At 61.1% G+C, this 10760-nt stretch carries 12 protein-coding genes; 7 read left to right on the top strand and 5 right to left on the bottom strand.

Annotation, left to right across the window (positions count from 1 at the left end; all coding sequences use genetic code 11):
- Window positions 1-44 precede the first annotated feature (44 nt).
- From QRN50_RS17945 to pilG, 4 genes are read right to left on the bottom strand one after another with little or no spacing between them, the layout of a single operon-like run.
- Complete coding sequence (locus QRN50_RS17945) at window positions 45-2087, bottom strand: methyl-accepting chemotaxis protein (RefSeq protein WP_011266434.1); 2043 nt, start codon at window positions 2085-2087, stop codon at window positions 45-47.
- Between the two features lie 50 nt (window positions 2088-2137).
- Entirely contained in the window at window positions 2138-2677 is a 540-nt protein-coding gene (locus QRN50_RS17940; RefSeq protein ID WP_096126590.1) for a chemotaxis protein CheW, read from the bottom strand.
- 14 nt (window positions 2678-2691) lie between these two features.
- Window positions 2692-3057 (bottom strand): twitching motility response regulator PilH, encoded by a 366-nt coding sequence (gene pilH / locus QRN50_RS17935; protein ID WP_003404569.1) that lies wholly within the window; start codon window positions 3055-3057, stop codon window positions 2692-2694.
- Between the two features lie 46 nt (window positions 3058-3103).
- Window positions 3104-3514: a twitching motility response regulator PilG gene (gene pilG / locus QRN50_RS17930; RefSeq protein ID WP_002551738.1), complete on the bottom strand. Its 411-nt coding sequence runs from the start codon at window positions 3512-3514 to the stop codon at window positions 3104-3106.
- Between the two features lie 254 nt (window positions 3515-3768).
- Between pilG and gshB the strand changes: the two genes are divergently transcribed.
- From gshB to QRN50_RS17895, 7 genes are all read left to right on the top strand, one after another.
- A complete protein-coding gene (gene gshB / locus QRN50_RS17925; RefSeq protein WP_058398796.1) occupies window positions 3769-4728 on the top strand; it encodes a glutathione synthase in 960 nt (319 codons plus the stop codon).
- 166 nt (window positions 4729-4894) lie between these two features.
- Window positions 4895-5797, top strand: coding sequence for an energy transducer TonB (locus tag QRN50_RS17920; RefSeq protein WP_058822900.1), 903 nt, complete (start codon window positions 4895-4897; stop codon window positions 5795-5797).
- 75 nt (window positions 5798-5872) lie between these two features.
- Entirely contained in the window at window positions 5873-6445 is a 573-nt protein-coding gene (locus QRN50_RS17915) for a YqgE/AlgH family protein (protein ID WP_011266431.1), read from the top strand.
- Window positions 6445-6885: a Holliday junction resolvase RuvX gene (gene ruvX / locus QRN50_RS17910; RefSeq protein ID WP_002551734.1), complete on the top strand. Its 441-nt coding sequence runs from the start codon at window positions 6445-6447 to the stop codon at window positions 6883-6885. Before QRN50_RS17915 ends, ruvX begins: the two co-directional genes overlap by 1 nt.
- A 243-nt stretch (window positions 6886-7128) precedes the next feature.
- Entirely contained in the window at window positions 7129-7641 is a 513-nt protein-coding gene (pyrR, locus tag QRN50_RS17905) for a bifunctional pyr operon transcriptional regulator/uracil phosphoribosyltransferase PyrR (RefSeq protein ID WP_003366144.1), read from the top strand.
- Between the two features lie 12 nt (window positions 7642-7653).
- On the top strand, window positions 7654-8658 hold the full coding sequence (locus QRN50_RS17900) for an aspartate carbamoyltransferase catalytic subunit (protein WP_003316734.1): 1005 nt from the start codon (window positions 7654-7656) through the stop codon (window positions 8656-8658).
- A complete protein-coding gene (locus QRN50_RS17895) occupies window positions 8655-9926 on the top strand; it encodes a dihydroorotase (RefSeq protein ID WP_011266429.1) in 1272 nt (423 codons plus the stop codon). Before QRN50_RS17900 ends, QRN50_RS17895 begins: the two co-directional genes overlap by 4 nt.
- 282 nt (window positions 9927-10208) lie before the next feature.
- On the opposite strand, the gene QRN50_RS17890 is transcribed toward QRN50_RS17895, so the two are convergent.
- Window positions 10209-10613 carry an NINE protein gene (locus QRN50_RS17890; protein WP_003404557.1) on the bottom strand — a complete coding sequence of 135 codons (405 nt, stop codon included), beginning with the start codon at window positions 10611-10613 and terminating at the stop codon, window positions 10209-10211.
- Between the last annotated feature and the right edge of the window lie 147 nt (window positions 10614-10760).

Raw genomic sequence — 10760 nt, 5'->3', positions numbered from 1 at the left:
GAGTACCGTCCGTTACCCAATCAAGGTTGTTCATGTGCGGTACATCATCCGGCTTTCTTCGATGACGGCAGGGCAAAGCCCGATACCGAGCGGCGCATTTCGCTGGCCATTTTTGCCAGGTTGCCGATGCTTTCGGCGGTGGCCGATGTGCCCGAGGTGGTCTGCGAAGTGGTCTGCTGAATGACGGTCATGATCTGCGAAATCTGCCCGGCAGACTCGGCCTGCTGGTGGGCAGCGTCGGTGATACTTTCGATCAGTTCGGCCAGCACCCTGGACACCCCTTCGATTTCCCCCAGCGCCACCCCGGCGTCCTGCGCCAGCCGGGCGCCGCGCACCACTTCGCTGGTGGTCTGCTCCATGGAGATAACCGCCTCGTTGGTGTCGTTCTGGATGGCCCGGACCAGCGTTTCGATCTGCTTGGTCGCAGACGACGAACGCTCGGCCAGGCGCTGCACTTCGTCAGCCACCACGGCAAACCCTCGTCCGGCATCACCGGCCATCGACGCCTGAATGGCGGCGTTCAAGGCCAGGATATTGGTCTGGTCGGCAATGTCGTCGATCAGGCTGACGATGTCGCCAATCTCCTGGGATGACTCGCCCAGACGTTTGATGCGCTTGGAGGTGTCCTGAATCTGCTCACGAATGTTGTCCATGCCGTGAATGGTGTTTTGCACGACCTCGTTGCCTTTATTGGCAATTGTCACGGAGCGCTCCGCCACGGCCGAGGACTCCGAGGCGTTGGTCGAAACCTGATCGATGGACGCGGCCATGTCGTTGATAGCCGTCGAAGCGGCACTGATCTGCAACGCCTGGTGCTCAGAGGCAGCCGACAATTGCATGGCCGTCGCCTGGGTTTCGGTCACCGCAGCCGCCACCTGCTCGGCGGTCAGGTTGATGGTCACCACCAGCTCGCGCAACTGGTCGATGGAGTAGTTGATGGAGTCGGCAATCGCCCCGGTGAAGTCCTCGGTCACCGAGGCCGTGACCGTCAGGTCGCCGTCGGCGAGGTTCTCGATCTCGTCCAGCAGGCGCATGATCGCTGTCTGGTTGCGTTCGCTTTTCTGCGCGGTTTCGCGCAGCTGGCGATTGGTCTCGCGCACCATGACCAGACCGATGAGGATGATCGACGCCAGTGCCAGCAAGCCCAGCACATAGCCGCCGACGGTGTTCACGGTGCGGCGCTTGGCGAGGTTTTCCAGGCTGTTGGCGAGTACCGAGGTTTCATCCAGCAGGGTCTGTGAGGTGTTGAAGATGTTGCCCGACGCCTCGCGCACCTGATACAGCTCGGGCGAAGTCTCGAGAATCTCGTCCACCGAGCCTGAGACGAATTCGAACAGTTCGGCGATCTCCGCCAGCCGCGCGCGCGCATCGCGGTCCTCGACCTGGGATATGCGCAGCGTGGCGTTGCCCTCCAGCATGCCGTTGAGCACACGACCGAACTGGCTGGCGTCGCGGCCAAAGGCATCGGCGGCCTGCACAGCCGTTTCATCACCGGCCAGCACGGTATTGACCGAGCCGAGAATCCGTTCTGCGAGCAGCGCCTGACGTTGCGCAACCACCACCTGTGCGGCAGGAGCACGGCTTTGCAGCAGGCTCTCGACGACTTTTTCGTATTCGGCCTGCAATTGCGGAATGGTTTCGGCCAGCGTTGCCGCCACCTGATGCAACGACAGGACGGTCTGTTCACTGGCCAGAATCACGTCGGTGCTCTTGCGCAGCCCTTCCCAGTCACGTTGCACGGTGCGCAATTCGTCGCGTATCAGCTCGGGTGCCGCGGGCAGGCCGGTGGCCGGGTCGCCTTTTCTCAGGTAGCCCCAGCGCACGTCGAAATCGTTGCGCGCATCGGCCAGCAATTTGAACGCCTGGGTTTTGCCGGCAGCCGCTTCGGTGGCATTTTTCGCGATGCGTTGCGACAGGACGCGCAGCTCACCGGCATGCCCGATGTACTGTTTGTCGTAGTTGGACTGAGTGTTGAGGTAGGCGAAGTTGGCGAACAGCAACATGATGAAAACGATAAGCGCCACGAACAGCAGAATAATCTGCGTCCGGCTTCTTGCGCCTTCCCTTGACCGGTCTGTACTACTCATTAATCAGGCCCCCGCCTGGATCAATTGTGAAACACACCAGGCCCGACATGCTAGGAAGCCAGGTCCATGAAATCCGCAGACTGCACCAGCGCCCACGGGCTGAAGATCAGCCACGCCTGCTCGCGGATAAACTGCCCGCGCAGGAACGGCACCATACGCTGATCCATGTTCTGCGGGGTCTGGGGTATGAGGCTCAACTGACTGAAACGTTGCATGCCGAACACCTCATCGACCAGCAGACCGGCAAATACATCATGGTGCTCGACCACCAGCACCCGTCGCTGTTTGCGCACCGGCACCAGTTCGTGGCCGAAAAACCCGCACAGATCCATGAGTGGCAACAACCGACCGCGCAAGTTGGCAATACCGGCCACCCAGAACTTCACACCGGGCATTACCGCATGATGGGGTTCGTGAAGGATCTCGGCGATCTCGCCAATCGGCGCGACAAACCGTTGCTCGCCCATACGAAAGCCGATGCCGACCCAGTCCTGCTGATGGGCTTCCTGCAGCGGCAGGCCCGCCGCCAGCGAACGACAGCGTCGATCCATATCCAGAAGCAGTTCAAAAGCGGTGCGCGGCTCGGCCATGGCGATTCCGGCGATCAGCCGGCCAGCACCGCATTCAGGGTTTTCATCAGGGTTTCTTCGTCCACCGGCTTGGTCAGGTAATCCCGCGCGCCCTGGCGTTTGCCCCAGACCTTGTCGGTTTCCTGATCCTTGGTGGTGATCATGATCACCGGAATATTGGTGGTGTCAGGATCCTTGGTCAGCTGGCGTGTGGCCTGAAAGCCGTTGAGCCCCGGCATGACGATGTCCATCAGCACGGCATCAGGCTTTTCCTGACGGGCCAGGGCCACGCCATCAGCGCCGTTTTCGGCCTTGAGCACTTCATGACCGTGCTTTTCCAGCATGCCGGTGAGTTTGTACATTTCAGTCGGCGAGTCATCGACGATCAATATTCGAGCCATGGGTGTTCCCCGTCAGATTACGAGCGCGCTACATCAGGCGCGGGCGTCATGATATGTGTTGTTCTGCTGCAACGAAGCCCGGCACATGAGCCTTGATCGCGCTGAGCAGTTCTTCCTTGCTGAAAGGCTTGGTCAAAAACTGATCGGACCCGACAATCCGCCCCTTGGCCTTGTCGAACAGGCCGTCCTTGGAGGACAGCATGATGACCGGCGTCGACTTGAATGCCCGGTTGTTCTTGATCAGCGCGCAGGTCTGATAACCGTCCAGACGCGGCATCATGATATCGACGAATATGATTCGCGGGTGGTTATCGGCAATCTTGGCCAGCGCGTCGAAACCGTCTATCGCAGTGATGACTTCACAGCCTGCGTTCTTGAGCAGTGTTTCGGCGGTGCGGCGGATGGTCTTCGAATCATCGATGACCATGACTTTCAGGGCGGAGGCGTGTTGTTCCATAGCTGCTCTTCCATCGCCGCAGCGAATTTTTGCGCATTCTGCGAGGCACTGGGAGCCTGACCGTATCGCTTCGTTGATCGACTGGGACCGAAGACCGGATGCCGAGCCTTTTTAGCACACTCTCCAGACGCAATCCATAAAGTGCACCCTGGTGCATCGCGGCAGGCCTGCCCCTTGACCGGGAGCAATCGGAGCGCCACCCTGATGCCAATTTTACGGCCGTTGCGGCCCTTACCGATCAGAGGATATTGCCCATGAGCGTTCGCCTAGGGATTGTCATGGACCCCATTGAGCGCATTTCCTATAAAAAGGACAGCTCGCTGGCCATGCTGCTTGCCGCCCAGGAACGCGGCTGGTCACTGTTCTATATGGAACAGAAAGACCTGTATCAGAACGCCGGCCAGGCCCGCGCACGCATGAAGCCGCTCAAGGTGTTTGCCGATCCGGCCAAGTGGTTCGAGTTCGAAGCCGAAGTCGACGCAGGTCTCGACGATCTGGACGTGATCCTGATGCGCAAGGATCCGCCGTTCGACATGGAGTTCGTCTACGCCACCTACCTGCTGGAGCAGGCCGAGCGTGCCGGCGTACTGGTGGTCAACAAGCCGCAGAGCCTGCGCGACTGCAACGAGAAGCTGTTCGCCACGCTGTTTCCGCAGTGCACGCCGCCGACGCTGGTCAGCCGCCGCGCGGATATCATTCGCGAATTCGCCGAACAGCACGGCGACGTGATCCTCAAGCCGCTGGACGGCATGGGCGGCGCGTCGATCTTCCGCCATCGGGCGGGCGATCCGAACCTGTCAGTGATCCTCGAAACCCTGACCGCCCACGGCACGCAGCAAATCATGGCGCAGGGTTACCTGCCCGCCATCAAGGACGGCGACAAGCGCATTCTGATGGTCGATGGCGAACCGGTTCCGTATTGCCTGGCGCGCATCCCGGCAGCCGGCGAAACGCGTGGCAACCTGGCGGCAGGCGGACGTGGCGAGGCCCGTCCATTGAGCGACAAGGACCACTGGATCGCCGAACAGATCGGCCCGACCCTGCGTGAAAAAGGCCTGCTGTTCGTCGGACTCGACGTAATCGGTGAGCACCTGACCGAAATCAACGTCACCAGCCCGACCTGCATCCGCGAGATCGACAACGCCTTCGGCACCAACATTGGTGGCCTGCTGATGGACGCGATCGAGAAGAAGCTGCAAGCGCGCAAGGGCTGATCAGCCGCTGACGCCGCTGGCCACGGGCAACACCGTGCGCCACGGCGTCGGATCGATTCCCTTCGTCCGATCCGCAGCAGAGCGGCGCGGTACATTGCGTTATCATGCGCCACCTGTAACACGACACGGATTTTGACATGCAGGCTGACGAGATGCTGAACCGCCAATGACATCCATGGCCAACAACGACCTCCCCCTGGAACTCGCCAACCCCGGTGTGCGCCCTGCCGATCGCCTGGGTTTTACCATGATGATCGCGGCGCTGATCCACCTCGCGGTGATCCTTGGCGTGGGGTTCACCTATGTAAAGCCGGAGCAGATCTCGCAGACGCTGGAAATCACCCTGGCCACCTTCAAAAGCGAAGAAAAGCCCAAACAGGCTGACTTTCTGGCGCAAGACGATCAACAGGGCAGCGGCACCCTGGACAAGGCCGAAACGCTCAAGACCACTGAGCTGGCGCCCTATCAGGACACCAAGGTCAACAAGGTCACGCCGCCGCCAGCCAGCAAGCCGGTGGTCAAACAGGAAGCGCCAAAGACGGCCGTTGCGACCACCGCGCCCAGCCAGCAGAAAACCGTTGCCAAGCGCGATGAGGTCAAACCCGAGCCCACCACCAAGGCCGCACCGACCTTCGACAGCTCGGAACTGAGCAACGAAATCGCCAGCCTGGAAGCCGAATTGTCGACCGAACAGCAGCTTTACGCCAAGCGCCCGAAGATCCATCGCCTCAATGCGGCCTCGACCATGCGCGACAAAGGTGCCTGGTACAAGGATGACTGGCGCAAGAAGGTCGAGCGGGTCGGAAACCTGAACTATCCTGAGGAAGCACGACGCAAGCAGATCTACGGTAATTTGCGACTTCTTGTGTCAATCAATCGGGACGGCTCGTTGTATGAAGTGCTGGTGCTCGAATCTTCAGGACAGCCTTTGCTGGATCAGGCCGCACAGCGGATCGTGCGTCTGGCGGCGCCTTTTGCGCCGTTCACCGGCGATCTGGCGGATATCGATCGACTGGAGATCATTCGCACCTGGAAATTTGCACGCGGAGACAAGCTGTCAAGCAACTGAACTTTTTGCCAGCCGATGCTCGACACCCACACGTGTCAGTTGTCAGCCGGGCAAGGCAACGCCAAACTAGGGCTCATGAAAAAAGTCTCTCCGAGTTATCTCAAGCATCATTTCCTCATCGCCATGCCTCACATGCACGATGAGAACTTTGCTCAGACCTTGACCTACATTGTCGAGCACAACGCCAATGGCGCCATGGGGCTGGTGATCAACCGCCCGCAAAGCCTGACCCTGGCCGATGTGCTCGAACAACTGCGACCGGAACTGCCGGCGCCGAGACACTGCCAGGACATCGTCATTCATACCGGCGGGCCGGTGCAGACCGATCGGGGCTTTGTCCTGCATCCCAGCGGCCAGACCTTTCAGGCAACGGTCAATCTTCCGGGCGGGATTTCCTTGTCGACCTCGCAGGATGTGCTGTTCTCCATCGCCGATGGCTACGGGCCTGATCAAAATGTGATCACTCTGGGCTACGCGGGATGGGATGCCGGTCAACTGGATGCTGAAATGGCCGACAACGCCTGGCTGACCTGCTCGTTCGACCCGGCCATCCTGTTCGATGTCGACAGCGACCAGCGTCTGGAGGCTGCCGCCAGACGCCTGGGTATCAATCTCAACCTGATCTCGACCCAGGCAGGGCACGCTTGATGGCCGCCTTACGGCTGCTGCTGGGCATTGATTACGGCACCAAACAGATCGGCGTTGCGGTCGGCCAGGCGATTACCGGTCAGGCGCGTGAACTCTGTACGCTCAAGGCGCAGAATGGCGTGCCGGACTGGGACAAGGTCCAGGCGCTGATCAACGAGTGGAAACCTGATGCGATCGTGGTCGGCCTGCCGTTGAACATGGACGGCACGCCCAGCGACATGAGCGCGCGCGCGGAAAAGTTTTCGCGCAAGCTAAACGGACGCTTTGGTGTAACGGTCTACACCCATGATGAACGCCTGACCACCTTCGAAGCCAAGGGCGAGCGCATGGCGCGCGGCGGCCAGAAAGGCAGCTATCGCGACAACCCGGTGGATGCCATTGCCGCTGCACTCTTGCTGCAAGGCTGGCTGGACGAGCACCCCGAACTGTTGAATGTGTGACTTTTTCTGCCTTTATCGCTTCGAGATACCCGGTTTCCACGTTATCGCTTGAGCATCGCGCCACGGACCAGACTGTGTAAAAACGTCACGAGCGAAGGCAAGACAAGGCAAAAACAGGCGAAAAAGCGGAGTCTAGGTGTTCTAAATGAGCATTTTTCGCCTGTTTTTTAACGCAGTATTGCCAAGCGCAGTAGTTTTTACACAGTCTGGGAAGGACGCTGCCCGAGCCTCAAAGGAGCAAATATGAGCCTGCCCGATCCCGCCGAACTGATTCGTCAGATGGCCACTGACCTGAACGCTCACCTGAGCAAGCGCGGCATCAGCGACCCTCGTTTCATCGGCATCCGCACTGGCGGTGTCTGGGTTGCCCAGGCGCTGCTCAAGGCACTGAACAACCCCGCTCCGCTGGGCACCCTGGACGTTTCGTTCTATCGCGATGATTTCAGCCAGAACGGCCTGCATCCGCAAGTGCGCCCTTCTGAACTGCCGTTCGAGATCGAAGGCCAGCACCTGGTGCTGATCGATGACGTGCTGATGAGCGGCCGTACCGTCCGCGCTGCACTCAACGAACTGTTCGATTACGGCCGCCCGGCCAGTGTCACGCTGGTCTGCCTGCTGGACCTGGACGCCGGTGAACTGCCGGTACGTCCGAACGTGGTCGGCGCCACCCTGTCGCTGGCACCGAATGAACGCATCAAGCTGTCCGGCCCCGAGCCGCTGGCGCTCGAACTTCAAGACCTCTCCACCGCCCTTTAAGAGTCCATTGCGATGACGCCTCTCGACGCCAAGCGCCCGCTGCAGCTCAACCACCTGGGCCAGCTGCGCCATTTCCTGTCTCTGGACGGCTTGCCCCGCGAGCTGCTCACCGAAATTCTCGACACCGCCGACTCGTTCCTCGAAGTCGGCGCCCGGGCGGTCAAGAAAGTCCCGTTGTTGCGCGGCAAGACTGTGTGCAACGTGTTCTTCGAGAACTCCACGCGCACCCGAACCACCTTTGAACTGGCGGCCCAGCGCCTGTCAGCCGACGTGATCACGCTGAACGTCTCGACCTCGTCCACCAGCAAGGGTGAAACGCTGTTCGACACCTTGCGCAACCTCGAAGCGATGGCCGCCGACATGTTCGTCGTGCGCCACGCGGACTCGGGTGCGGCGCATTTCATTGCCGAGCACGTGTGCCCGGACGTCGCGATCATCAACGGCGGCGACGGCCGCCATGCTCACCCGACCCAGGGCATGCTCGACATGCTGACCATCCGCCGTCACAAGGGCGGTTTCGAGAACCTGTCGGTGGCCATCGTCGGTGACATCCTGCATTCACGGGTGGCACGCTCAAATATGCTGGCGCTGAAGGCGCTGGGCTGCCCGGATATCCGCGTGATCGGGCCGAAAACCCTGCTGCCGGTGGGCGTCGAACAATACGGGGTCAAGGTCTACACCGACCTCAACGAAGGTTTGAAGGACGTGGACGTGGTCATCATGCTGCGTCTGCAGCGTGAACGCATGACCGGTGGCCTGCTGCCCAGCGAAGGCGAGTTCTACCGCCTGTTCGGCCTGACCACTGCGCGTCTGGAAGCCGCGAAGCCGGATGCGATTGTCATGCACCCCGGCCCGATCAACCGCGGCGTGGAAATCGAATCGGCAGTGGCCGACGGCGCGCATTCGGTGATTCTCAATCAAGTGACTTACGGTATTGCGATCCGCATGGCGGTGCTGTCCATGGCCATGAGCGGACAAAACGCACAACGCCAATTCGAACAGGAGAACGCCCAGTGAAGCTCAGCATCCTCGGCGCTCGCGTCATCGACCCGGTCAGCGGGCTGGATCAAATCACTGACCTGCACCTCGAAGCAGGCAAACTCAGCGCCATCGGTTCGGCCCCGGCGGGTTTCGAGCCCACGCAGACCATCGACGCTACCGGGCTGGTCGCAGCACCGGGCCTGGTCGACCTCAACGTATCCCTGCGCGAGCCTGGCTACAGTCGCAAGGGCAGCATCGCCAGCGAAACCCGCGCGGCGGTGGCAGGCGGCGTGACCAGCCTGTGCTGCCCGCCACGTACCAAACCGGTGCTCGACACCTCGGCGGTGGCCGAGCTGATCCTCGACCGCGCCCGTGAGGCCGGATTCAGCAAGGTGTTCCCCATCGGAGCGCTGAGCAAGGGCCTGGACGGCGAACAGCTGGCAGAGCTGATCGCCCTGCGCGACGCAGGTTGCGTAGCCTTCGGCAACGGTCTGAGCAGCTTCAGCAACACCCGCACGCTGTGCCGGGCGCTGGAATATGCGGCGACCTTTGACCTGACGGTGATTTTCAACTCGCAGGATCGTGATCTGGCCGAAGGCGGTCTGGCGCACGATGGTCCGACGGCCAGCTTCCTGGGCCTGGCGGGCATTCCCGAGACGGCCGAAACCGTGGCGCTGGCTCGCGACCTGTTGCTGGTCGAACAGAGCGGTGTACGCGCGCACTTCAGCCAGCTGACCAGTGCCCGTGGCGCAGCGCTGATCGCCCAGGCGCAGGCACGCGGTCTGCCGGTGACGGCGGATGTGGCGCTGTATCAGTTGATTCTGACTGACGAGGCGCTGATCGATTTCTCCAGCCTCTATCACGTCCAGCCGCCGCTGCGCACCCGCGCTGACCGCGATGGCCTGCGTGAAGCGGTGAAGAGCGGTGTCATCCAGGCGATTTCCAGCCATCACCAGCCGCATGAACGCGATGCCAAGCTGGCACCGTTTGGCGCTACGGAGCCGGGCATCAGCAGCGTCGAACTGCTGCTGCCGCTGGCCATGACGCTGGTGGATGACGGCCTGCTGGACCTGCCGACCCTGATCGCCCGCCTGAGCAGCGGCCCGGCCGCCGCGCTGCGCCTGCCGGCCGGCAAGCTGAGCGCTGGAGCGCCTGCCGACATCGTCCTGTTCGACCCGGCCGCCTCGACGGTTGCCGGCGAGACCTGGCTGTCAAAAGGCGAAAACTGCCCCTTCATCGGCCACTGCCTGCCCGGCTCGGTACGCTACACACTGGTGGATGGACGGATCAGCTACAGCCGCTGAGCCCGCTCCGGGCTCTCGCTCCCGCACAGAGCGCTCATCGTTATACACAAGTCCGCTTTTGATTCTGGCCGAAGGCCGTGGGAGCGAACTTGTTCGCGAGGGGTTTCGACTACCGTGCGACGCTCCGCGTCGGCATGCCGTTCTGGACGCTCTGCGTCCGGTCTTGAGCATGCGGCGCGGCGCAGATTTGTGACGCGGAGCGTCACGACAGGCATTCCCACGCAGAGCGTGAGGAACGATAGGTGTCCGGGCCGCGCTCTGCGTCAGCCCTTCGTCCCAGCCTCACCCGCGTCGGGCGTTCTTCATCGAGATCTGGTCATTCAATGTCCAGAAGTCGTAAAGGATGCCAACCAGAAACAACCCGCCGGTAAACAGGTAGATGATCCCGGTGATCCACTTGCCCTGGTACATGCGGTGCACGCCGAACAGGCCGAGGAAGGTCAGCAGCACCCACGCCACGCTGTAGTCGGTGGAGCCAGGGGTAAAGCGCAGGTCGGCGTCACGGTCCATCGACGGGATCAGGAACAGGTCGATCAGCCAGCCGATGCCAAACAGACCGAACGTGAAGAACCAGAGGGTCCCGGTGACCGGCTTGCCGTAGTAGAAGCGATGCGCTCCCAGGAAGCCGAAAATCCACATCAGGTAGCCCATGACCTTGCTGTGTGTGTCTGAACGATAGGCGTTCATTTTTGCCCTCTTTGCGCTGATAGAAAAAAATACATAACAAAATTGTGACTTGGTTTCCCTATTCCGACGTATGGCACATGAGGCGGTTTAATGCCGCCAAGCCCTTGTCGCTAAAGGGATTAGCCCGAAAAAAGAAAGAGTCTGTCG

The organism is Pseudomonas sp. MEJ108 (assembly GCF_030208985.1).
In the GTDB taxonomy this organism is placed as follows: domain Bacteria; phylum Pseudomonadota; class Gammaproteobacteria; order Pseudomonadales; family Pseudomonadaceae; genus Aquipseudomonas; species Aquipseudomonas fragariae.
Note: the sequence above shows the minus strand (reverse complement) of the source record. Positions and strands in the feature narration are given on the sequence as shown.

What these genes read in the sequence shown, in the direction of transcription:
- QRN50_RS17945 (WP_011266434.1), bottom strand. Translation starts at nt 2,087, where the DNA reads ATGAGTAGTACAGACCGGTCAAGGGAAGGCGCAAGAAGCCGGACGCAG.
- QRN50_RS17940 (WP_096126590.1), bottom strand. Translation starts at nt 2,677, where the DNA reads ATGGCCGAGCCGCGCACCGCTTTTGAACTGCTTCTGGATATGGATCGA.
- pilH (WP_003404569.1), bottom strand. Translation starts at nt 3,057, where the DNA reads ATGGCTCGAATATTGATCGTCGATGACTCGCCGACTGAAATGTACAAA.
- pilG (WP_002551738.1), bottom strand. Translation starts at nt 3,514, where the DNA reads ATGGAACAACACGCCTCCGCCCTGAAAGTCATGGTCATCGATGATTCG.
- gshB (WP_058398796.1), top strand. Translation starts at nt 3,769, where the DNA reads ATGAGCGTTCGCCTAGGGATTGTCATGGACCCCATTGAGCGCATTTCC.
- QRN50_RS17920 (WP_058822900.1), top strand. Translation starts at nt 4,895, where the DNA reads ATGACATCCATGGCCAACAACGACCTCCCCCTGGAACTCGCCAACCCC.
- QRN50_RS17915 (WP_011266431.1), top strand. Translation starts at nt 5,873, where the DNA reads ATGAAAAAAGTCTCTCCGAGTTATCTCAAGCATCATTTCCTCATCGCC.
- ruvX (WP_002551734.1), top strand. Translation starts at nt 6,445, where the DNA reads ATGGCCGCCTTACGGCTGCTGCTGGGCATTGATTACGGCACCAAACAG.
- pyrR (WP_003366144.1), top strand. Translation starts at nt 7,129, where the DNA reads ATGAGCCTGCCCGATCCCGCCGAACTGATTCGTCAGATGGCCACTGAC.
- QRN50_RS17900 (WP_003316734.1), top strand. Translation starts at nt 7,654, where the DNA reads ATGACGCCTCTCGACGCCAAGCGCCCGCTGCAGCTCAACCACCTGGGC.
- QRN50_RS17890 (WP_003404557.1), bottom strand. Translation starts at nt 10,613, where the DNA reads ATGAACGCCTATCGTTCAGACACACACAGCAAGGTCATGGGCTACCTG.